Genomic DNA, 24383 nt, shown 5'->3' on the forward strand with positions numbered 1-24383 from the left:
CAACCGGCTGTCGGGTGAGGGATTGAAGCGGATACCCCGGTGAAGGTATTGTGCGATGGCTTTTGTGCCGGAGTATGAGCGGAAAGCCCGACCCCTTGCGATAGCTTGGGGGCACCCCCAAAAGCAAAAAAAAAAGAAAAAAATGTATTAGGTTCAGGTTACCTCAAAACCGGCAGTATAATCTTTGATGCATGCCCTGCATCGTGATAAATCTTTATATCACTTTTAATAAAGTCTTTGTCGCTGCAATGGTAAATGTCTACAAACTGCTGCGGGTTGCGGTCAACCAGTGGAAACCATGTGCTTTGCACCTGTATCATAATGCGGTGGCCCTTTTTAAAAGTGTGTGCTACATCGCCCAGTTCATACTTAACCTGCTCTATTTTTCCAGGGGTAAACGCTACTGGGTTTTCAAAGCTTTTTCTAAACCTTCCGCGGAATACTTCGCCATGCACCAGCATCTGGTAGCCACCCATGGGGTATTGTTTAGCGGCATCTTTTTCTGCATAAATATCCACTTCATTGTGAGATAACGTGTCTGGAAAAACGTCAATAAGTTTTACTGCAAAATCCGCGTCCGTGGTTGAAATTGCGGCTTGCAGGTCTGCAATAACCGTTCCCGTTACGGTAACATCTTCGGCAAGTATAGGTGTGTTAAATACCAGTACATCGGGCCTGCGGGCTGCAAAGCGCTGGTCATCGGTCATGTATTCCCGTGTGCGGTTAAAGTGAACATCTTCTGTATAAGGTACAGGCTTGTGCGGGTCGCTGGTATAACTGCTGAAAGAAGTGGGGGCAGTTGGCGCACTCCACGATAAGCCTTCGCCTGCCTGCAGGTAAATCGCTTTATCTTCCTTGCCCGCCGGTGGCCATGTTTCGTACTGCTTCCATGTGTTGGCGCCGGTAATAAACACACTGGCTTCCGGAATTGCCGGTGCAGGGCCTTTGCCTTTTAAAAAGTAGTTGAAAAAAGGTATTTCAATCTGCTGCTGATACCATTCAGAAGTATTGGCGCCAAACTTAATATTGCCCAGGTGCGTGCCGTCTTTGCTGGCCCATTGCCCGTGGTACCAGGGGCCCATTACAATCTTGTTAAACGCTTTGCCTTTGTTGTTGGCTTCGGCGGAACGGTAAGCATTCCATGCGCCCCATTTATCTTCAGCGTCAAAATTACCACCCACCCAAAGCATGGCTGGCTGCAGGTTATGTGTAGCGTTACGTGCATCGCGGGCTTTCCACCAGGCATCGTAATTGGGGTGTGCCATCAGATCTTTCCAAAAAGCAATGCTGTCGCCCATCAGTTTGGTGAAATGGGGCAGAGCGCCTGTTTCAAGGTAAAATTTGTAATTGTCATGCGTATAGTATTCAAAGTTCTTGGGGCCAACTGTAGTGGGCACCGGTCTTGGCTTGCCGAATGATGAATAAAAATTAAACGCATCTAAAAAGAAAAAGGCGCCATTGTGATGAAAATCATCCCCGATAAACCAGTTGGTAACAGGCGCCTGCGGACTAACAGCTTTAAGCGCAGGGTGGTTGCTGGCAGCCGCCATGGTTGAATAAAAACCCGGGTACGAAATACCGAATACGCCTACATTGCCGTTGCTGCCAGGTACGTTTTTTATCAGCCAGTCAATGGCGTCGTAGGTATCGCTGGCTTCATCAATATCCTTCTCTTTTTTATGTGCATTAAAAGGCCTTACGTTTACAAAATCCCCTTCGCTCATCCACCGGCCACGAACATCCTGGGTAACCATAATGTAACCTTCTTTCAGGTAGTTTAGCAGGTAGCTTTTCCAATACGTCTTCCATTCTGTTGAACCGTAAGGTGCACAGGAGTAGGGCGTACGTGTAAGCAGCATAGGGTGTTTTTCAGTGCCGTCAACAGGGGCGTAAATACTCGTAAACAGTTTAATGCCATCCCGCATGGGTATGGTTATTTCTGTTTTGGTATAATGCTGCCTGAACCAAACTGAATCTGCGTCCTGCGAAAATGTAGCTGTTGATGATAACAGTAAAAGAAATGAAAAAACAAGTGTTCTCATGTGTTTGCGTTGAAGCGGATAAAGTTAAGGGATATGATAACATTAAGGTGATATTGAAAACATTGCATATATCATTCGCAAAGCGGTCAAATTAACCTTTATTGTTACAGAAACCGGTTACCTGTTGGTTAATTCCGCAAGTAGTTTACCGGTTTGTATAATGCTATTGCGAAGTTTGTTGCGGTCTTGCCTGTTATCGTTCATTTGCTGGCGCAAATCTTCGTAGCGGGTATAAAAACCGGGCTCAACAAAAGCGTACTTCCTAAGAATTGCAATAGCTTCTTCCAAAAGCGAAGACGCTTCCTGGTACAGCCTGAAAGTATAAGAGGGGTCAAGAAGATACTGTTTAATTTCGGTAAGCTTTATCAAATCTGCATTGCTGAATTTCATACCGCTAAAATAATTATGGTTTATCGTAAAAATGCGTACTCTCTTTAATTTTTACTCGTGTACCATCTATACTTGTAAATAATATTTCAGGGGGTGCCCCCAAGCTATCGCAAGGGGTCGGGCTTTCCGCTATTACTCCGGCACAAGGCAGCGCTGCGATGGCCTCACCGGGGTAACCGCTTCAATCCCTCACCCTAAAGTGTAACACGCTAATTATTCAGTGTAAATAAAAAGAGCGGGCAACTTCAATGTTTAGCTTGGTGCAATCTTTAATATCAGTAGTTCGTAAATGGGTGAAAACCACAGCATATAGCAGCTAAAACACGTTCTGTAAGGCAGGTTGGCTTAAGTAGTTTTGACAGCGTAAATCAACATGTTAAACACTAAAAAACTACACTATGCCAACCATTCCCATTCCCGCCGACAGCGTGGTAGCCGAAATTGGAACTGAACTGGAAGCCCTGGAATCCAGTGCTGCTTTAAGCGTAAACAGCAACGGTACCTTTAACCTAAGCCTCACGCTTAACCCAAGTTATTTCACTTACTATGGCGCAGCGCCCGGAACCAATCTTGAGGCTGACCAACTGGCCCTTGTACTAACCCCTCCGTTCTCTGTTTCCCTGTCCAATCCTGTTGTAACCATTACCCGTACCAACCAGAACAGCACACCCTCTGATGTGAAATTTACATTTGAGGTGATCGCCAACAATGTACCCGGTTTTGCCAGCCTGGAAAAACAAAAAAGCGGTAATTAAACTACCGTTATAAGCTGTAATATTTCTCAAGGAATTCCAACCATTTTGAGTTTCTGTAGAATGATACAGTATTGCCGCTGCTTGTAAATTTGGTAAGAAAACTGTTGAAATGCTGCTCCTTTGTGGCCGGAAAATAAATGCCGGTCCCAAAGGGCGGCTTTTCAAAATTGCGGGATGCTGCTTGCGGGTAATAACTTTCATAAGGCCGCTGGCCTATATAGGGTGGTATAACATAAGCCTGCCGTATGGCGGCCGATAAGCGGTTAAACGGTAGCAAAAAATTACCGGCATCAAGTTGGGCAAGGCTTTCTGCAAATGAAATTATATCCACCATGTAATAAGGGGCAGCATTTTTTTGGTAGGGTATATCAAATGTGTATATACATGCCCTGGCGTCTTTAATTAGCTTTCTTACAATAAAGGCTGCATTTTTTTCTTCAAGATGGGTTAATAATAAGGTAATGAAGTTCTCCGTTTCCTGCAACACTATATTGTAGGCGTGTAAGCTGGTAAAGAAAAGAGACAACGTCTCCAATTCATTGCTCACCAACAATGCATCTCCTTCTTTCATGGTATAACTAAACTCCGGTCTAAGGTTGTTTTTGATATTCTGGCACAGGGCCGGCGCATCAGCCCCTGGCAATGCGTGCAGCAGGCCGGCGTAGTCGTATATAAACTCCATTATCATTCCTTGCGCTGCCACGAGAAAGTTTACACTATCCTTCAATGCGGCACAGGTATGTATGTTCTGCATCCAGCAATTCATCATTACCAGTAATTCCACTTTGCAGCCCAGCCCATTTGCGAAACAATTGCTTATTTCATCCGCTGATAGGAAATTAAACGGCACACTGGCTGATGGCTGCGCTTTAAAAATGCTATATACTGAGCCGTGGCCCCAGGTTAACAGCATTATCTGTTGCTTGTTAGTAACGGGTAGTTGTTTAAACAAGCTGGTAACCACCTGTTCTTTTGATGTTCCGGTACCTGGTTCCTGGGCTGCCATTTGTTCAAATTGATTATTGCCTGCCATCCCTGCCGGCATTAACCGTAACAGTACCACGCGTTGATGGATACCTGTATCTTCCATATAAATCACAAAGTATTGGTAATCGTTGTACAGCCTGGCTGTCGCCAGTTCGTTCATCAATGCCTGCACTTTGCCGCCGGTATTTACAAGGCCTGTGTTGTAATTACTATTTTCGGTAATTTCAGCGTGAATCAAAATTATTACTGTCCACGGTAAAGGCTTATGGGTAAAAGAACCGCTCATGTACTGTTATTTATAGGTATAGCGTATTGCTGCCAGGGCCAGTTGGATCAACATATTGCTTTTACAAAATATACACAAAAGGATGGCCTGTCAAGCTTCAACATAAAAAAGATTCACCAGGATAAGTTTGGGTTTTTATGGATAGCCACCCAGGATGGTTTAAGTTGTTTTGACGGAAAGAATTTTACCAGTTTCAACATGGCTACACCTGGCCTGCAACTCATAGGCCCGGATATACGGGATTTCCTGGAAGATTCTGCCAAAAACGAAATCTGGGTATTGGCGGCAACCGGGGGCATCTCCGTTTTCAATACGGCCACAAGAAAACTGCAGAGGAATATCCCGGTACCTGTAACTGGTAATAATCAGTGGAACAGCGGTTTTCTAAAATGTGGTGGCCATATATGGGTGAGTGGCAGCACGGGCTTGAACATATATGATATAAAAACCGGCGCCTGGCTTGGAGACCCCGGAAACCAGTCAGCGCCGGTCAGCAATGGCCAACGCTTTATCAGCAGAATGATAACCGACCCCTACGGTAATGTTTGGTGTTTTGCGGATAATAATGGCATTGAGATTTATAAACCTTTACCTGCGGTTAAACTACGTGATATCCATTTTAATGAACGTATTGCATTTTATGATGCTGCCTTTATCAGCAGTACCGCTTTACTCATCGGCAGTGATAAGGGCTTACGGCTGCTTAACGTAAGCCCGGGCTATACGACCATCAAATTTGCCGCAAGCAAGGGTGCCATGGCTTCCCTGGCCAACCGGCAGGTTTTTGCCATTGCACCGCATGGCCAGGATATTCTGATCGCTTCGGGCGATGGGCTGTGCAGGCTTAATAAAGACCTTGTTATAGTGAAGAAATACACCGAGCCTGTACCTGCGAACGAGGAAGCCTGGATAAAATCAATAAGGTACATATACACGCAAAACAGGCATTGCCTTTGGCTGGCCTGCAGGAATGGCGTTGCCAAAGCATATTTAATGGAACCGGCATTTACTGCTTTCTTTGATGATAAAAACCACCAGCAGCGGCTTGACAATGTTTTTGCAATAGAACCGGTTAATGGGTCAACGGTTTTTGCCGGGCTGGAACATGGCCTTAAAAAGGTAGATTACGCCAGCAAAGACATCATTAACATTGATGGGCAAAATTCTTACTATGGCATTGTAAAAGGGCCAAACAATGCTGTACTTGCCAGCAACCAGTCGGGCACATTCCTGCTTAAAAACGACAGCGAGATTAAATTAAGCACTGCTTACCCAGAATTCGCGGGGCTCGATTTTGTACAGTACAACAGCGTAGCTTCCTATGGCGATACTTTATTTGTACTTGGCTCTGAATCCATGGATGGTGTTGTAGCCTGGAACAGCAAGGCACATACTGTTGAAGTTATTAATACCACCAGCAAAACCCATAAGCTTGCCAGTGATATTGTAAACAGGGTATACAAAGACAAGACTGGGAGGTTGTGGGTGTTGTCAGACCAAATCATATCCCTGCTCAACAGCGATTTTTCAGTGCAACGGGAACTTTCTTACCACCGGTCTGCCAGCGATTCCGTGTTGTATTACTTTGATATCTGCGAAACAAAAAGCGGTTTCTGGATTGCCGCCTATGGCACAGGGTTGCTGCAACTGGATGATAAGTTTAACCTGGTGAAGGTTTATTCCAAGGCAAACGGGCTTTGTGATAACGGTGTTTACAAGCTGTTCAATTACAACGATTCATTGCTGGTTGTTACCACCAACAATGGCCTTTCTACCTTTGATCTTGTTCATGAAAAATTTAAAAACTACTACTCCAAAGATGGGCTTCACAACGATGCCTTTGAAGAAAATGTTGGCCGCTTTTACAATGGGCTTATCTACGCCGGCGGCTTAAAAGGCTTTACTGTAATAGACCCGTCAAAATTTACCACTAACCCTTTGCCGCCACGTGTTTATTTTACTTCTGTTACAATACAGTATAAAAACGCAGTATCAGATACAACTGATGTTGAAATCGGGCGCCTGGTAATACCGGCGGAATGGTTGCAAGCCAGTATCAAATTCTCAGCAATCAATTTTAGTGCGCCGGAACATGTAATGTACCAATACCGTATTGCCAACCAGGATTCATCGTGGGTAAACCTTGGTCACCAGGATTTTATCAGCTTTATAGGTCTTTCGCCAGGGGATTATAACCTGCAGGTAAGGGCTATGAATGAAGATGGCTACTGGAGTGAGCCGCGACAACTTGTCCTTACTTTTTTACCGAAATGGTACCAGGCATGGTGGTTTAAAGCGCTGCTGGCTATTGCCGCGGCAGGGATACTATATGCCGTCTACAGTTACCGAATAAGGCAGGTTAAAAAGCAACAGCAGATACGTAAGAACATAGCCAGCGACCTGCATGACGATATTGGCAATACGCTCAACAGTGTACGCATGTTTACGCACCTTGCAGAAACATCGGAAGATAAAGAACCTTATTTCACGCTGATTAAAGATTCACTTAAGCAGGCTTCCGTTGGCCTGCGGGACATGATCTGGGTGTTGGACGACAAACGGGATTCCGTTGATGAACTGATGGGGAGATTGAAAATGTTTGCAGCCCCTTTGGCCAATGCAGGCGGCGTAAATCTTTTTTTTGATGTACCTGATACAGCTTCCCGGTTGCTGCTGGGCAAAACAGAAAAACGTAACCTGTTACTGATAGCCAAAGAAGCTATTAGCAACAGCATTAAATATTCGGAATGCAATACCATAGCCATCACCTTTTACAAAACTGACGGCAAAAAAACTTTCACACTCAGTGATGACGGAAAAGGTTTTAAAACTGAGGACGTTGCCAGCGGTAACGGTCTTGGTAATATGCGTGACAGGGCTTTGCAGATTAAATATACTTTCAGTCTGCAATCTGCGCCGGGCCAAGGGACAAAAATAACTATAACCTCAAAGCGTTGAGTGTTGAGACAGCGCTATACATAGTCCACTTTTCGGTGGGCCTGCCTGCAAAAAAACAACCGGTTACACCTTCGGGTGAGGGATTGAAGCGGTTACCCCGCTGAGGCCTTCGCAGCCCGGCCTTGTGGCGGAGTAATAGCGGAAAGCCCGGCCCCTTGCGATAGCTTGGGGACACCCCCAAAAGCAAGTACGAAGGGTGAAGTACGAAGTACCTACTTATTTTAGATGTACAATGTGGGATGTACGATGTAAAAAGTACGAGTTACGAAGTGCGAAGTACCTGTAATATGTAAGATGTTTCAAGTGGGTTTACGATGTAAACAATACCCAACTATGTAAGAAGCTTTAATATAAGCCACCATTCACTATTCACCATTCACGACTCGCCAGGCAAATACGTTGCGCATGTCTAAATAATACCACTTTTTTACAGTATCATATCAGTGCCGTATGCCTTATGCGGTTTGCTATATTCTTTTGTAGCAAAAAGCGTTTGCGATATTATTTTGACCATATCTTTATCCGGGGCGGCGTATGTTATAAACGATTGCGGCAGGTATTACACTCTAACAATATACAGTCTATATTTTCAACACAAACCATAAACGGTTGCTATGAAAGATGCTTCAAAACGACGTTCTTTTCTAAAGAAGATAACATTAGGTGGCATGGGTGCGGTAATTGCACCGTCAACAGTATTGCGTGCACAGGAAGAGAAAGATGAATACAGGGAAGGCCAGCCCGCGGCGGCGCAAAGGGCCTATAACGCGCCTTATTCAGGGGATCATTTAAACAGGCTTGCTTTCCCCATCGGTGGATTGGGGGCCGGCATGTTTTGCCTGGAAGGTACAGGCGCCGTATCGCACATGAGCGTACGAAACAGGCCGGAGATTTTTCATGAGCCATCCATGTTTGCCGCTATCCATATTAAAGGCCTGGCCAACGGCGTTAAAGTGCTGGAAGGCCAGGTGCCCGAGTGGAAATTTTTTGGGCAACGGGGTACGGGCAACGGGGCTGCAGGTACTACGTTTGGCCTGCCGCGTTTCAGGCAGGCAGAATTTACTACCAGGTTTCCTTACGGCATTGTTAGGCTTAAAGACAGCGATATACCGCTTGCTGTAAAGCTAACCGGCTGGAGCCCTTTTATACCAACCGATGCGGACAATTCATCTTTGCCCGCCGGCGCTTTTGAATACAGCTTTACCAATAATGGCACGAAAGCAATGGATGCTGTATTTTCTTACAGCAGTAAAAACTTCCTGGCATCGGATGAAAGTGTAAAGAACAGCATTAGCTCCACAACCAATGGCTTTGTTTTGCAGCAGGAAGGCAGTAAAGAAAAGCCGCACCTGCAGGGCAATTTTGCTGTTTATACAGATGAAGCTAACACTGTTGTTGATCACTGCTGGTTCCGCGGCGGCTGGTGGGACCCCCTCACCATGGCCTGGAACAATGTGCGGGATGGTAATATGAATGCTGTGGCCCCTGTTGAAAAAAATGCACCCGGCGCATCATTGTTTGTGCCGTTTACGCTTAAGCCTGGTGAAAGTAAAACGGTACGGCTCATGTTCGCCTGGTATGTGCCGGAATCTGACATGAAGATTGGAGATGTAATGAGCGACGAGAAAAAAGATTGCAGCCCGGAATCCGGCTGTTGTGCATCTCCCGCCGATCTTGGTGTACAAAACGGCGCCCAAAGTAACGCTGCCAATTACAAACCCTGGTACAGTGCAAAGTTTGAAAATATTAATGCTGTTATTGACTACTGGAAAAATAACTATAAAGACCTCCGGCAAAAATCAACGCTGTTCTCCGATGCCTTTTACGCTTCTACGCTGCCGGCAGAAGTAATGGAAGCTGTTGCGGCCAACCTTACCATCATCAAATCGCCCACGGTACTGCGGCAGTATGATGGCCGGTTGTGGAGTTGGGAAGGGTGCGGCGATGACGGCGGCTGTTGCCATGGCTCATGCACGCATGTATGGAATTATGCGCAGGCCATACCCAACCTGTTCCCTTCGCTGGAACGCACTTTGCGCAATACAGAGTTCTGTGAAAACCAGAACAAAGAAGGCCACCAGGGCTTTAGGGCCAATATGCCGATACGCCCGCTGAAGCATGATTTTCATGCCGCTGCTGATGGGCAACTTGGCGGCATTATGAAAGTGTACCGCGACTGGCGCATCAGTGGCGACAGCAACTGGCTGTTAAAAATTTATCCCATGGTAAAAATGAGCATGGATTATTGCATCAAAACCTGGGACCCCCGTGCCAAAGGAGTAGTGGAAGAACCGCATCACAATACCTACGATATTGAGTTCTGGGGGCCCGATGGCATGTGTACCAGCTTTTACCTGGGGGCGTTAAAAGCAACGGTGGAAATGGGCACATATCTTAAAAAAGATGTTGCCAAATACCAGGAGTTGTACAACAAAGGCCGCAATTATATTGAAACGTCGCTTTACGATGGCGAGTATTTTGTGCAGGACATTGAATACAAAGGTTTAAATGCGCCAGACCCTGCCAAGGCACAATCTTTCGGTGGCGATTATTCGCAGGAAGCGGTAGTGATATTACAAAAAGAAGGACCCAAATACCAGTACGGCAAAGGTTGTTTAAGTGATGGCGTATTGGGCGCCTGGATTGGCAGCATGTGCGGCCTTGAAGATATAATTGACAGTAAAAAACTCACCAGCCATTTGCTCGCCGTACACAAATACAACCTGAAAAAAGATTTAAGCGACCATGCTAACCCTCAGCGGCCTGCTTATGCGCTGGGCAATGAAGGCGGCCTGTTGTTGTGTAGCTGGCCCAAAGGCGGCAAGCTTTCCCTGCCATTTGTTTATAGTGATGAAGTGTGGACGGGCATTGAATACCAGGTGGCCTCTCACCTTATGCTCCTGGGCCGCGTTAAAGAAGGGCTTGATATAGTGCGTTATTGCCGCAACAGGTACGATGGCCGGGTGCGTAACCCTTTTAATGAATATGAATGCGGCCACTGGTATGCCAGGGCCATGAGCAGCTATGGCTTGTTGCAGGGCCTTACCGGCCTGCGTTACGACGCGGTTGATAAAACATTGCACATTAATTCCCGGGTGGGCAATTTTACCTGCTTTATATCAACAGAAACAGGCTTTGGAACTGTAAGTTTAAAAGAAGGTAAACCAACGTTGAAAATAGTGCACGGCACTATACAGGTAAGCAAAGTATTGGTTAGCGGAAAAGAAGTAAAAATATGATGCAGGTGCAGCAGGGCAGGGTAGTGGCCATGCGTTATATTATGCGCAACAGCCGTAACGAAGTGTTGGAGAACAACATGAACAGTACTCCCGTAAGTTACCTGCATGGCGCCGGAGGAATATTGCCGTTACTGCAGGCGCAGGTAGAGGGCCTTTGTGAGGGCGATAAGAAACTGGTTTTCCTGGGTAAGGAAAGCGGGCTTGTAAACGACGATTTTAGCTTTGAAATTATTATTGACGAAGTGCGCCAGGCATTGGAGCAGGAGTTGCTGTTGGGTTACCCCGTACAGCCACCTGCGGCGGCCTGTAATGATGACTGTGACTGCTACATGAAGCAGCATATTAATTAGCGATTTTTTTTGGGGGCCCGGCAGCAGGAACTACCATTAAGCTTTACTTGCGTCGCACTCTTCAACGGTTAGATTCGCTATGCGGCTTTTCCCGCATGATAGTTTATAGCTGCCGCCTCCGGCGCCAGAAACTTTATCCCGGTTAGCGTGGCATGGCAGCAGGCCACAAAATCAATTGATATGGTAATTAATTTTAGCTGCATCTTAAAGTTTAGTAACCTGCCGATGAACATTTTATTGCTGAAGTTACAGTAGCACAAAAGCTTAATCAGGGCGAAAGAAAGAAACGTGCTGTATATCGTTTCTTTCTTGACTTTTTTTGTTACTTTTTTGTGTCAAGACAAAAAAGTAAAACACCATGTATGCTTTCTGCAAAAGTAAATGCGGCCTAAGGTTCTTATTCTATCAATGCATCAAGTTATTGTATGAAAATTCATTTGTTAAGTGGTTTTCTCGGCAGCGGTAAAACAACCGCTGTATTGCAGGCCGCCAGGCTGCTGATGAAGCAAGGCATACCCGTTGGTGTTATTACCAACGACCAGGGCATAAAACTGGTTGATGCCGGGCTTTTTAGCAGCCAGGGCATACCTGGCCGGCAGGTAGGCAACGGTTGTTTCTGTTGTAATTATAACCAGCTTGAAGCGCAAATACAATCGCTGGAACAGGACAGCCAACCGCAGGTGGTTTTTGCCGAGTCAGTTGGTTCCTGTACAGATATTGTAGCGACGGTATTAAAGCCTTTGCGCATGCGCAGGCCAAACGCAGCAATAACCATTTCTGTGTTTGCAGATATACGCCTGCTGCACATATTGCTCAGCAATAACCAGCCGGTTTTTGATGATGCGGTAAACTATATCTATTTCAAACAACTGGAAGAAGCCGGCATTATCATCGTTAACAAAACAGACCTGGCAAGCGAAGTGCAACTGCAACAGGTAAAACAATTAATGGCAGAGCGGTACAGGGATAAAACAATCGTTTATCAAAACTCACTGGATGAGGATAGCATCACTCATTGGCTGTTCCTGCTTAACGGCCAGGCTGCGGTAACACCTGCTTCGCTGGATATATCTTATGATATCTATGGCGCCGGGGAAGCCATGCTGGCATGGTTTGATGAAGAGTTGCACCTGCAAAGTGCCGCAGGTAATGCCGCCCGGTGCGCCATTGAACTTATGCGTATGATAGCAGAGAGGATAACATCTTTAGAGTTACCCATCGGCCACCTTAAATTCCTGCTGAATAGCCGTGAGAAAATAAGTGTAACAGCTACTGCGGGTTTGCCGGAAAGCATATCGTTTGCTGAATCGGGGCAGCAGGCAACCCTGCTGGTAAATGCCCGTGTGCAAACATCCCCTTCAGCACTTGCCGCTGTTATGGATGATGCCATCCGGCAAATACGCGGCCTATACAACTGTGAGATAAAAAACTACGGACGGGCATCATTTCAACCTGGGTTCCCCACTCCTGTGCACCGAATTGCAGATTAAAAAACTACTGTTCTTCCTGCTACAAATCAACAGGTCGGCAATTTGTAATCGGCTAACTTTTGAATGTTGGCTTGTTCAAGGTTCAATGGTCGTTTGTTCAGCGTTTATTGTTTAGCAGCGGGTACAGGTTCTGCGCTTCCACAACTAAACAAATTATCAGCCTTTTACACTTCAACAGACCGGCAACCAGCAACCTGTAACCGGCAACCGGCTTTCGGGTGAGGTATTAAAGCGGAAAGCCCGGTCCCTTGCGCAGCTTGGGGGTACCCCTGAAAAACCCTGTAAATGCGGGTATAGATTTCATGCCTGTTACGCCGGTTCATTCAGCTTCCATTTGGCGGCTTTTATTACTACCTTTTTAACAACACAGTCAAGTTGTTGGGAAGCCTCTTTCAGCATGGAGGCCAGTTCCGCATCTATAGGGTTGCCGGTTAATTCTTCTATCATATTTGCAATAGCCAGTATATTGGTAAGCGGCCCGCGTACTTCGTGGGACTGGGCGAAGATGATTTCCCTTAAGGCTTCGTTTTGCCGGCGTATAAACAATTCCTGCTTTTTTTGGTGGTTTATATCTGTGACGCTTATGGAAATACCCAGCATGTCTTCCTTATCCCAAACCGGGGAGGTGCTTACCCTGAACCACAGAACAGCTTCCTGCCCGGCCAGTACCATAATCTTTACCGGAATTTCTTTTATTACATTTTCGCCGCCAAGGCTTTGCTGCAGCCCTTCGGTAAAATGCTGTGTTATGCCGGGGTTAAGCGGCTCAAAAACACGCAGCAGGTAAGCGGGCAAAAAATCGCCGGGGTGCAGCTTTTGAGGGGCAAAAAGCGAAGATTTGTTTTCTGCGGCAACATTCAGGAACAATACCCTGAAATCTTTGGAAATAACCAGTCTTACTGAAGAGGTATGCCGAAAAAGGGATGTCATGATGCGCTGTGTATCATTTGCGGCAACAAAACTGCCGGGAGGCTCAGCTATCGTATTGTTATGGTTACCTGCCGGGGCATATTGCCCAGCGGCAGTTTCTTTAAAAGGCATAAGGTATGTTTTACCAGTTGGATATTGGGGTTAGTACTAAAAGGCCAATGGCGATATTAGCAACAAATACTGGTAAAAACATACCCCGTTTAAGGTAAATTGATGTGTGGTTACCTTCCCCCGGTAACATCAATAAAGCTGCCAGCCTTTTGAGAAAGTAGAGAATTTTTTAATCCTGGTACCTGCTGATGATTTTTTTCCAGCTTTGCCGGCTGATGCCATCCAGCACCAGCCAGGCTGCCAGGGCTGAAAGAATAGTGAGTATGCCAATTACTGCTGGTATACGGTACAACACAAAATGCCCGATGCCCAGCAACCCGCCCAGCAGCATAACCGCGAAAACCCGGAAGAGGTTATTGCCGGCATCGTTTTGCTGGGGCGATGTAAATGGAAGCCTGGTGGCTGTTATGTAAGCTACAACGGCTGTAATGAGTAGCTGGTTGGCCATGCCGAATAAAATGTTGGGCAAAATGGAGAAGCCGGCCAGCACGGTTAAACAAATAATAATAACCAGCATAATGGGTATAAAGAACTGGGCTATCACCGCTTTTACTGACCCGCTGATGAGCCTGCCGGGCTGTTGTATGGGCGTGGTAAAAAATATCCAGCCGGCCTTGAATTTCTCATGCATGGTAACCTGGCTTATGGCCGACATAAGTATAATATTGCTGAAATAAATAACCATAAGGCTGGTAATAATGCCCTGGTTGTTTTGCAGCCTTATATCCTGTATGGAGAAGCTTTGCTTGGTAAACACAATAACAAAAAGAATTACAATAATATAGCCAATGGCCGGGTACACTTTCATTTTAAAGTCACGGCTGCGCAGCATCATTTTCCACGTAAACAAAAAGGCCATGCGTTCCGCTCCCTTTTTGGTTAGCAGCCCGGCCAGCATGCCGCTGTAGGCTGATGAGGCGCTTTTAACCGCAGGTGTTGCCACTGACCGGGGCTGGCCTGCTTCTGCTCCTGAGCCGCTTATCATGGATAGTTTACGGTTAAAAGACGGGGCAAAATACTTTATCACTACCCAGGTGCTGGCGGGTGGTACTGCTATGGCCAGCGCCAGGCAGGTTAACAGCCTTGCATTGCCGGAAAAGCTGTACAGTTGCTGCCAGGCGCCTGCAAACCAATAGGGTGGCAACAACCAGGCAGCCTGGTGTTGGTTAATATCAAAACCCTGTAAGGCTGCCATATTAATCAACCTTGGCGCCAGTTGAAAACCGGCATAAAAAACCACGGCAAAAAAAATCTGTATGTAGCTAATAATGTTGCGGAACTTTTCAGGCGTGGTTATTTTAAGTATAAAAATGTAGCAGGCGTTAATAAGAAAGATAGTGAACAATGTAGCCATAAACGCCATCAGCAAAAAAGCGGCCACGCCACCAGCGTTATAATTAAGGCCCATGTAAATGGCGCCGGGCAGCAGCATGGGCAGCACCATTTTACAAACATGAATGGCAATATGCAGCAGCCTGGCCAGCACAAATGTTTTATCGCTTACTGGCCTTGGCAGTATAATGTAGTTGTCCCTTATATCAATAAGAACACTGGTAAAATCAGCTATTAAAACAGATGCAAGTATGGCTATATAAAATATAAAGTAAGTGGTAAGCTGTGTTTCGTTATTGCTGCCAAACCTAAAGCTTACCAGGAAGAATGCGCCCATCAATGCAGACCATAACATGGTAACAAGTGTGGCCAGCTTAACAGGTTTGCTGTCCCTGTTGCGCTGTAACTGCTGAAAAGTGTTGGGCCGCCTGTCGTCCATGGTTAGCTTGGCGCCCAGTATGGCTTTTAAATGGCGGCTGTTTACACCCATTTTGTTGTATAGCGGCGCCGGTAAAAGGACCAGGCGCAATAAGGCGGTATTAATAATATTCATTTTGGCATAACGGGTTTTATAACGGCTGCTTTGATATTTTACGGCCCCGGTGAATGTTTTTTGGGGGTGTCCCCAAGCTATCGCAAGGGGTCGGGCTTTCCGCTCATACTCCGGCACAAAAGCCTTGCTGCGATGGCCTCACCGGGGTAACCGCTTCAATCCCTCACCCGCAGGTGTAACACCCGGCTGTTACAGCAAGCAGGCTGTATTTACAGTACCAATACGCACCATGGCTGGTTTGGCTAATTAAATGCATTGATCAGTTGGTCGGCCGCGTTGCTCATGGATTCACTGGCAGTAAGCTGTGCAAATATTTTTTCCAGGCTTTGGTCTCCCTGTTTTTCCCTTAGTTCTGCAATGCTGCCGTCTGCAACAACAGCCCCGTCGTTAATAAGAATAATACGGTCGCTCACCTTCTCCACAATATCCATCATGTGGCTGCAATAGAAAATGGTTTTGCCTTCTTTTGCCAGTTTGCCCAACAGTTCCTTCACAATTATAACGCTGTTGGCATCCAGGCCGCTAAGGGGTTCATCAAGTATAATAATGTCCGGGTTATGCAGCAGGCCAGATGTAATCAGCACCTTTTGCCGCATGCCTTTGCTAAAGGTATCCATGCGGTCGTTAAGGTTGTTGCCCAGTCCGAAAGCGGTAAGCATTTTGGTAATCCTGTCCATAGCAATGGCGGGGTCAAGACTGTACAGCTCGGCCACCAGGCTTAAGAACTCAACAGGTGTAAGCACATCGTATAACTCCGCCAGTTCAGGTACATAGCCAATACTGGCTTTTACAGCCGTAATGTTTTCCCGAAGGTTCATGTTTTTTACAAATACTTCGCCGGTAAAATCGGTAATAAGGCCGCAAAGAATCTTAACGGTGGTGCTTTTGCCGGCGCCGTTGGGCCCTATGTAACCAATTACCTGCCCGGGATAGATGTCAATATCAATTCCTTTCAACACCTGTTTGTTGCCGTAGCTTTTATAAACATTCTTTAAACTGATGACGGGTTCCATTACGTGAATGTATTAAACTATTGCATTGGTAGGCAGTTGGGGAAAATTATTACAGCCTGAAACTTCATACAATAAGTAGCGAAAGAAACTGGTGCGTGATACAATGGTTCAGGGCAACCCATTGAATTAAGTTTCCAAAAATATTAACGGGGTAAACGCTTTGAAGCCTGCAAGGCTTAACTGTTTATAGCCCCGGTTGCAAACCGGGGGACACCGCCCCAATTACAGCGCAACCCCTGGAGGGGTTGAATATGGAGTTCAACCCCTCCAGGGTTGTTATACCTTTCCGTTCAACACGGGTTTCACCCGTGGCTATTGTTAGTTATGCCCTTTGGGCAATGAAGAACAATTTTATTCCTGGTTTAACAGGTTATCTCGTGGTTTTTGCCGCGTTGGTTATGCCGGGTGTGACTATTCTGCATGTTAACAGTTTTTAAACCATCAAATGCTTTATTTTGACATGTAAAACTTAAAGCCGATGCCTGCATATTCGTTTAAGCGCCCCCTGAAGAACGGGGTACGTTTATATGGGTTAATTAAAAACCGCAAGATTGTTTGGCAAATGATGAAGGATGCCTTTAACGGCAGTTACCGTTTTTCTTTTTTTACCCTTGCGGTGTTGGTTTTGTCTCTTATTTATATTTTTTCCCCGCTGGATTTTCTGCCGGATTTTATACCGTTTATTGGCTGGATAGATGATGGCGTGGTAATTTACTTTTTATCCCAGCGCATTGTTAAAGAAGCAGAGAGGTATTTGCGGTTGAAAGCTGTTGGATAGTTTTTCTGTAGCGTTAGTGTCTGCCAGCTTTGCTGCCAGACACGTAGCCAATCAGGATGTTTGCCAAATCAGCCACGAACGCCGGGCCTAAAAGCCGCCACCATAGAATCTGGCTACAGCTTATTATGCGTCTGGCACCTGCCGGAGGCAGAAGCGGGTGCAGCAGGCTACGTGTCTGCCAGCTTTGCTGCCAGACACGTAGCCAATCAGGATGTTTGCCAAATCAACCACCAATGCCCAGGCCTAAAAACCGCAACCATTGAATTATTATGCTTCTGGCACCTGCCGGTGGCAGAAGCGGGTGCAGCAGGCTGTAGTGTCTGCCAGCTTTGCTGCCAGACACGTAACCAATCAGAATGTTTGCCAAATCAACCACCAACGCCGGGCTTAAAAGCCGCCACCATAGAATCTGGCTACAGCATATTATGCTTCTGGCACCTGCCGGTGGCAGAAACGGGTGCAGCAGGCTGTAGTGTCTTCTACCCGGGCCTGAAAAGCCGCCCATTGAACCGAACGATGAAGTGATTGCGACGCAACAGGCGATGCCATGAAATACCGTCTGCCGGTACCATAAATAAAAAGGCCCCGGGTTTAACCGGGGCCTCCATTTTTTATTCATAGCAAAAATACAAGTGTTATGCTTCTGCCTCTGCGTAGCTGCTTACAGGCTCGCAGGTGCAGATGAGGTTTCTGTCGCCATGGGTGTTGTTAACCCTTGCTACGGAAGGCCAGAATTTGTTCACTTTCACATAGTCCAGCGGGAAAGCAGCCTGCTCCCTGCTGTAAGGCCTGCTCCAGTTGCTGCTAACTACCACAAACTGCGTATGGGGGGCATGTTTCAGCGGGTTGTTGGTTTTGTCGGCCTCACCTTTTTCAATAGCGGCTATTTCTGCACGTATGCTAAGCAGTGCATCACAAAAACGGTCCAGTTCAGCTTTGTCCTCGCTTTCGGTAGGCTCAATCATAATAGTGCCGGGCACGGGAAAGCTCATGGTGGGCGCATGAAAACCGTAGTCAATCAGGCGTTTGGCCACATCTTCGGCTTCAATACCGGCACTGGCTTTAAAGGGCCGCAGGTCAACAATAAACTCATGGGCGCAGGTGCCGTTGTGGCCAGTGTATAAGATATCGTAATCGTTCTGCAACCTTGCCTTCATATAGTTGGCGTTAAGGATAGCGTATTGCGTAGCTTTTTTAACACCGGCGTTGCCCAGCAGCCTTATGTAGGCATAACTGATTAGCAGTATAGAGGCAGAACCATAAGGTGCAGCGCTTACGGCATTATATGTTTCCGGCATATTAACGGTGGTGGAAACGGGCGCCGATACGTGGCCCGGCAAATGCTTGGCCAGGTGCGCTTTAACGCAAATGGGGCCCATGCCAGGCCCGCCGCCGCCATGCGGTATAGCGAATGTTTTGTGCAGGTTAAGGTGGCAAACATCGGCGCCAATTAAGCCGGGCGATGTTAAACCAACCTGTGCGTTCATGTTGGCGCCATCCATATAAACCTGGCCGCCATGTGCATGTACAATATCGCAGATTTCTTTCACGCTCTCTTCAAATATGCCGTAAGTGCTGGGATAAGTAATCATGGTGCCGGCCAGGGTAGCGCTATATTGTTCGGCCTTGGCTTTAAAATCTGTTACATCTATGTAGCCGTTTTCCAAAGCTTTTACCACCACTACTTTCATGCCTGCCATCACAGCACTGGCGGGGTTGGTACCATGAGCGGAAATGGGTATCAGTATCACGTTGCGGCCGGCATCGTTATTGGCCAGGTGATAATCACGAATGGCCAGCAGGCCGGCATATTCGCCCTGTGCGCCGCTGTTGGGCTGCAGGCTGCAGGCATCAAAACCGGTTATTTCTGCCAGGTAAGCGGAGAGTTCGTCCACAATTTGCTGATAGCCTTTTACCTGTTCTTTGGGTGCAAAGGGGTGCATTTTGCTCCAGTGCGCCCAGCTTAAAGGTATCATTTGCGTAGCGGCGTTCAGCTTCATGGTGCAGCTACCTAAAGAAATCATGGAAGTGTTTAAAGACAAATCCCTGTTTTCCAGTTGCTTTATATAGCGCATCATCTGGCTTTCGCTATGGTGCGTATTGAAAAGCGGGTGTGTAAGGTATTCTGACGTGCGAACAGCGAAAGTGGGTATATGGAACAACTGCGCTTCTTCATCCAGCGTTACTGTGGCTACATTTTTACCGCTGGCTTCGGCAAAAACCAGGGCAATATCAAGTATGTCGTCGTGGGTGGTGGTTTCATCCAGCGAAAGGCCTACTGTGGTATCGTTTATGTATCTAAAATTGATTTTGTTGAGTTCTGCCAGGTTTTTAACAGCAGTTGTGTTGGCAACAGTAACAGCAATGGTATCAAAGAAATTTTCAGATACCAGTTCGTAGCCTTCATGCTTCAGGCATTCTGCCAGCGACTGTGTAAGCAACGCTACCCGCTGGGCAATTTCCTTAAGCCCGTCCGGCCCGTGATAAACCGCGTACATAGCGGCTATATTAGCCAGCAGCGCCTGGGCGGTACAGATATTGGAGGTAGCTTTTTCCCTTTTAATGTGCTGTTCTCTTGTTTGTAAAGCCATGCGCAGGGCCCGGTTATTTTGCGCATCCACACTTACGCCGATGATACGGCCAGGGAGAGCCCTTTTAAAATCGTCTTTGGCCGAAAAGAAAGCGGCATGCGGGCCGCCATAACCCAGCGGAACACCAAAGCGTTGGGACGAGCCTAAGGCCACGTCGGCGCCAAGTTCTCCGGGCGAAGTAAGCAGTGTAAGGGCCAGCAGGTCAGTAGCCATGGCTACATAACCCCCTTTGCTGTGTATGGTGACAATGAAGTTCCTGTAATCCTCAATGGAACCTATATTATTGGGGTATTGCAGCAGGGCGCCAAAGTAAGTATCATCAATGGCCGCTGTTTTGTAGTCGCCAAAAACCAGTTCAATGCCAATAGGTGCAGCACGTGTAACCAGTACATCTTTGGTTTGTGGAAATACCTCATTATCAACAAAAAACCTGGGCTGCTTAATATTTTCCGTACGGTTTACATGGTGAAACAGCATGTTCATGGCTTCGGCGGCGGCGGTTGCCTCATCCAGTAGCGAAGCATTGGCAATGGGCAGGCCGGTAAGGTCGCTTACCATTGTTTGAAAGTTGAGCAGGCTTTCCAGCCGGCCCTGGCTTATTTCTGCCTGGTAGGGGGTATACTGTGTGTACCAGCCCGGGTTTTCAAACACGTTACGCAGTATTACGCTGGGTGTAAGCGTATCGTAATAACCCTGGCCAATATAGTTGCGGTATATCTTGTTTTTGAGCGATATTTCTTTTAGCTCCTTTAACAGCTCAGCCTCGCTGACAGCATCCGGCAGGCTTAAATCTTTTCCGGAGCGGATAGATGCCGGAACAGTTTTGTCTATCAATTCGTCAATGCTGCCCAAGCCAATGGTTGTTAAAATGGCTTCTTCTTCATTCGTTGTACCAATATGGCGGGCTAAAAATTCGCTTGACTGCTTTTGGAATAAATTCATAGATAATAAGTTGACCACTTAAAAAGATGTGCAAAATTACGGGGTTGCAATGGTAATAAAAACGCAATGTTCATGGTTGGGGATAGTGCGTGGATGGAGCTTTACGGCCGAGATTATCTTTTACAGGAATTTTTGGTGACAGGGTTTCGGTATTTCAATTAAGCATCGTTGCGTCGCAATACTTTCATCGTCTGGTACTATGGGCGGCTTTTCAGCCCCGGGTATCCGGCAAAAACCACCTTGCCGGCCATGCGGCGGCCCAATGTCATTAAATTAAGCCCCATCGGGGCTTCCTGTTTATAGAAACAAAATCATTTAGGTGAACGGATGCCACAGAGTGGCTACCCAATCGTCGCTTAAGGGTAGCCGCTATGCGGCATAATTCCCTCGTTTTATGCTATTTCTACAAACATGTAGCACCTACGGCGCAAAGAATAAAGTCTTTCTTCTTAACTTAATGACATTGTGCGGCGGCCCAATGTCATTAAATCGAGGAAGCAAATGTCAGGTTGCCTATTGTCATGCTGAGTTTATCGAAGCATTGTCGAAACCGGGTTACGCAAGTGGCTTTTTCACCAATCCGCCTTCGACAGGCTCAGGCTGACAGCTTAGCTTGCTATCGGATCCCCGCATTTCAGCAACCTTTTACGTAAAAACGCCGATTCACTGCTGCTAAACACTCCATAAAAATATTTTACCCGTATTTGATGATTGGGATTAATTTAGTTGCTCATCATCTAACTAACTAACACTATGCAACGCAGAAAATTTGTACACCACAGTTTGTTTGCCGGGGCCTCTTTGCTTGCCAGCTCTTTTGCAAAGGGCGCCTCCAAAAAAGAACCACTGCCTTTTGCCGATAAACCTTTTAACCTTAACTACGCTTTTCACGATGGTATGTTTGCCAATAATGCCGGCAAGGAATTTACAGACCAGATACGTTATGGCTACGATATGGGCTTTCGCTCAATTGAAGACAATGGAATGATGGGCCGCTCTGCAGAAGACCAGAAAAAAATTGGCGACCTGCTGGCTAAACTGGGCATGACGATGGGGGTTTTTGTGGTGGACAAAGGCGGTAACGGCGCTAACACCCTGGCTGCCGGCAAGCAGGAGTACGTTGATATTTTTGTGAGCGGCTGCAAACGGGCTGTTGAAGTAGCCAAACGCTGTAACGCAAAATGGATGACGGTGGTGCCCGGCGATTTTGCCCGCAACCTGCCTATTGGTGTGCAGACTGGTAATGTAATAGATGCTTTACGCAAAGGCGCTGAAATACTGGAGCCTCATGGCCTTATTATGGTGCTTGAACCGTTGAGCGATACCCCTGACCTGTTCCTGCGGTTTTCTGACCAAACGTATGAGATATGCCGTGCGGTTAACAGCCCTTCCTGCAAGATTTTGTTTGATATGTACCACATGCAGAAGAATGAAGGAAACATCATTAACAACATTGACAAAACCTGGAGCGAAACAGCCTACTTCCAGATTGGCGATAACCCTGGCAGAAAAGAACCTACTACCGGTGAAATGAATTACAAGAATATCTTCAAGCACATTTACAACAAAGGCTATAGAGGCATACTGGGCATGGAGCATGGCAATGCTTTTCCCGGTAAGGAAGGGGAGGCGTCATTGATTAAAGCCTATCGTGAAAGCGATAGTTTTATGTAGCAGCCCTTATATAAGACCATTAAAACAAAGAACACCGGCTTGCCGGTGTTCTTTGTTTATCAACCTGGTGGGAAAAGTTGCGTAGCGGACAGAACGTACAAGAGTGCGACGCAAGGGAAGCCTTATAGCAGTTCCTGCTGCCGGGCCCATAAAAAATCCCTTCAGGCGATGGGCCCATCTTTTTTTACTAACTCTTTGGTTTCGGCAGTTCCTTCCTGGGTATTTTATCGGTACGCTGTGCTGTGTTATACACAAACGCGGCTACAACGGTGGCCATCTGCTTCAGGTCTTCTTCAATAAGGTGATCGTAGGTATCCATATTGCTGTGGTGTGTGCGAACATTGTATTCAATGGGGTCTTGTATAAACTGGAAGCCAGGCAGCCCAACGGCATCAAAAGAAAGATGGTCTGTACCGCCGGTAGTGCCGGAGGTGATTGTTTTTGCCCCAAGGTCTGCAAACGGCTGGAACCATTGGGAAAAAATAGGCCTGCAGGCTTCGTTACCCTGCAGGTAAATGCCACGTATTTTACCCGTGCCGTTATCAATATTGAAATAGGCGGAAAATTTTTCGTGGGCGGCGGTAAGCTTCATGGTGGCGGGGTCTCCAAAAGTTTTCTTTACATAACCTTTAGAGCCCAGCAGGCCCTGCTCTTCCCCACTCCACAAGGCAATCCGGATAGTGCGTTTGGGCTGCAACTTAAGGGATTGCAGAATTCTTACAGCTTCCATCATAACGGCACAGCCAGCCGCATTATCTGTGGCCCCTGTAGCCGTGTGCCATGAATCAAGGTGGCCGCCGAGCATCACTATTTCACTCTTCAGTGTTGGGTCAGTACCGGGTATCTCAGCAATTACATTATAGCCTTGCAGGTCTTTTGTTTGAAAGCTGGTTTCCACCTCTACGTCCAGTTGTACCGGTATGCCGGCTTTGGCAAGGCGCTGAAAACTCATGTAATCTTCTATGCCCAGCATAATATCCGGAAAGTTTTCGGGGTCGCTGCTTTTGTAAGGGCCACCACCCTGGGTAAAAAGCGTACCGTCGTGGTTTTTATTACCAACACTCACTACGGCCACAGCACCTTCCTCTTTCGCCATATTTTTCAACAATGTGGCAAGGCGCTGTTGTGCCCTTAAGCCGTTCATTAACTGCTCCCTTCGCTGGCGGGCGGCAGTATCGGGACGGCGCTCTTCAACTTTGGCGTTGGCCATCGTATCCAGCCTTGCATCAGTGTAACGGCTTGCATCGGGCTCAAAACTTTGCTTATAGGTTTCGGTACGCTCTGCAAGTATAATTTTGCCGGCCAGCCTTCCTTTGTATTTGGGCAGTTCAGTAGAGTCTTTCAGGCTTACTACTATTATTTCCGCATGCTGCAGGCCATTGGTTCCGGCGCACCAGGCTTTTGGATAAGCTATAAGCGGTTTATAGTATGGCGCCGTCATGGCCACATAACATTTCTTTAGTTCCCAGCCTTTGCCAAACTCACCCCAGGGGTCAATAGCTGCATTTTGCAGGCCCCATTGTGCCAGAGATTCTTTGGCATAGCTGGCCGCCCTGTTGTAACCGGCGGAGTTGGTAAGCCTTGGGCCGCTGGCATCTGTAAGATGAAAAGCAATATCCATTATCTGTGAATGCTCCAGGCCCTCCGTGCGGATTTTTTGAATAGCGGTATTGTCAACCTGTTCTTCCTGCGAAAAAGCGTTGACGGAAATAAGAAGCAACATACATAAACCAAACGGTAGCTTTCTCATGTGTTTTATTTTCAAAGCAAGGGAAATAAACAGTGTTGCCAAATTAAATCGGCGAGCAGGTAAAAGAGGATGGCAAGCAGGAAAAAGAAGTTTGGAGCGATGGATGTTTTGCGTGGGAATAAGAATCAGGGGGTGTCCCCAAGCTGCGCAAGGGGCCGGGCTTTCCGCTATTACTCCGCCACAAAGCCGGGCTGCGAAGGCTTCAGCGGGGT

Annotated in this window: 16 protein-coding genes; 7 read left to right on the forward strand and 9 right to left on the reverse strand. The window is 46.8% G+C overall.

Annotated elements, in window-relative coordinates:
- Positions 1–158: 158 nt before the first annotated feature.
- Together F0364_RS23485 and F0364_RS23490 are read right to left on the reverse strand one after the other, a co-directional pair.
- A complete protein-coding gene (locus tag F0364_RS23485) occupies positions 159–2042 on the reverse strand; it encodes a CocE/NonD family hydrolase (RefSeq protein WP_153800265.1) in 1884 nt (627 codons plus the stop codon).
- A 117-nt stretch (positions 2043–2159) separates the two neighbouring features.
- Positions 2160–2432 (reverse strand): hypothetical protein, encoded by a 273-nt coding sequence (locus F0364_RS23490; protein ID WP_153800266.1) that lies wholly within the window; start codon positions 2430–2432, stop codon positions 2160–2162.
- 398 nt (positions 2433–2830) lie between these two features.
- Here F0364_RS23490 and F0364_RS23495 point away from each other — a divergent pair, with 398 nt between their 5' ends.
- Positions 2831–3187, forward strand: a complete 357-nt coding sequence (locus F0364_RS23495) for a hypothetical protein (protein ID WP_153800267.1) — start codon at positions 2831–2833, stop codon at positions 3185–3187.
- A 7-nt stretch (positions 3188–3194) separates the two neighbouring features.
- Here the strand turns inward: F0364_RS23495 and F0364_RS23500 are convergent, their stop codons facing one another.
- Positions 3195–4460, reverse strand: a complete 1266-nt coding sequence (locus F0364_RS23500; protein WP_153800268.1) for a clostripain-related cysteine peptidase — start codon at positions 4458–4460, stop codon at positions 3195–3197.
- Here F0364_RS23500 and F0364_RS23505 point away from each other — a divergent pair.
- The 3 genes from F0364_RS23505 (at position 4440) to F0364_RS23515 (ending at position 11007) form a co-directional block, all read left to right on the forward strand.
- Positions 4440–7418: a ligand-binding sensor domain-containing protein gene (locus tag F0364_RS23505; protein ID WP_153800269.1), complete on the forward strand. Its 2979-nt coding sequence runs from the start codon at positions 4440–4442 to the stop codon at positions 7416–7418. The two genes, F0364_RS23500 and F0364_RS23505, sit on opposite strands and share 21 nt — an antisense overlap.
- Positions 7419–8032: 614 nt before the next feature.
- The gene (locus F0364_RS23510) at positions 8033–10657 is read left to right on the forward strand and encodes a GH116 family glycosyl hydrolase (RefSeq protein WP_153800270.1); all 2625 of its coding nucleotides are present in this window, start codon (positions 8033–8035) and stop codon (positions 10655–10657) included.
- A complete protein-coding gene (locus F0364_RS23515; RefSeq protein ID WP_153800271.1) occupies positions 10654–11007 on the forward strand; it encodes a peptidylprolyl isomerase in 354 nt (117 codons plus the stop codon). The genes F0364_RS23510 and F0364_RS23515 overlap by 4 nt, the downstream gene beginning before the upstream one ends.
- Before the next feature lie 77 nt (positions 11008–11084).
- Here F0364_RS23515 and F0364_RS29350 read toward each other — a convergent pair whose 3' ends face one another.
- Entirely contained in the window at positions 11085–11210 is a 126-nt protein-coding gene (locus F0364_RS29350; RefSeq protein WP_262885416.1) for a hypothetical protein, read from the reverse strand.
- Between the two features lie 222 nt (positions 11211–11432).
- Here F0364_RS29350 and F0364_RS23520 point away from each other — a divergent pair, with 222 nt between their 5' ends.
- The gene (locus F0364_RS23520; protein WP_153800272.1) at positions 11433–12497 is read left to right on the forward strand and encodes a GTP-binding protein; all 1065 of its coding nucleotides are present in this window, start codon (positions 11433–11435) and stop codon (positions 12495–12497) included.
- A 309-nt stretch (positions 12498–12806) separates the two neighbouring features.
- On the opposite strand, the gene F0364_RS23525 is transcribed toward F0364_RS23520, so the two are convergent.
- The 3 genes from F0364_RS23525 to F0364_RS23535 form a co-directional block, all read right to left on the reverse strand.
- Positions 12807–13538, reverse strand: a complete 732-nt coding sequence (locus F0364_RS23525) for a nitrogen regulation protein NR(II) (protein WP_153800273.1) — start codon at positions 13536–13538, stop codon at positions 12807–12809.
- 169 nt (positions 13539–13707) lie between these two features.
- Entirely contained in the window at positions 13708–15423 is a 1716-nt protein-coding gene (locus F0364_RS23530) for a hypothetical protein (protein WP_153800274.1), read from the reverse strand.
- Positions 15424–15665: 242 nt separating this feature from the next.
- Complete coding sequence (locus tag F0364_RS23535; RefSeq protein ID WP_153800275.1) at positions 15666–16436, reverse strand: ABC transporter ATP-binding protein; 771 nt, start codon at positions 16434–16436, stop codon at positions 15666–15668.
- Positions 16437–16914: 478 nt separating this feature from the next.
- Between F0364_RS23535 and F0364_RS23540 the strand changes: the two genes are divergently transcribed.
- Complete coding sequence (locus F0364_RS23540) at positions 16915–17214, forward strand: YkvA family protein (RefSeq protein ID WP_153800276.1); 300 nt, start codon at positions 16915–16917, stop codon at positions 17212–17214.
- 635 nt (positions 17215–17849) lie between these two features.
- Here the strand turns inward: F0364_RS23540 and gcvP are convergent.
- Entirely contained in the window at positions 17850–20747 is a 2898-nt protein-coding gene (gene gcvP / locus F0364_RS23545; protein ID WP_153800277.1) for an aminomethyl-transferring glycine dehydrogenase, read from the reverse strand.
- Positions 20748–21500: 753 nt separating this feature from the next.
- Here gcvP and F0364_RS23550 point away from each other — a divergent pair.
- Positions 21501–22421: a hydroxypyruvate isomerase family protein gene (locus F0364_RS23550; protein WP_153800278.1), complete on the forward strand. Its 921-nt coding sequence runs from the start codon at positions 21501–21503 to the stop codon at positions 22419–22421.
- A gap of 187 nt (positions 22422–22608) precedes the next feature.
- Here F0364_RS23550 and F0364_RS23555 read toward each other — a convergent pair whose 3' ends face one another.
- Positions 22609–24171 (reverse strand): M20/M25/M40 family metallo-hydrolase, encoded by a 1563-nt coding sequence (locus tag F0364_RS23555; RefSeq protein WP_153800279.1) that lies wholly within the window; start codon positions 24169–24171, stop codon positions 22609–22611.
- Positions 24172–24383 lie beyond the last annotated feature (212 nt).

The sequence above is a fragment of the Foetidibacter luteolus genome (assembly GCF_009650435.1).
GTDB classification, from domain to species: Bacteria; Bacteroidota; Bacteroidia; order Chitinophagales; family Chitinophagaceae; genus Foetidibacter; species Foetidibacter luteolus.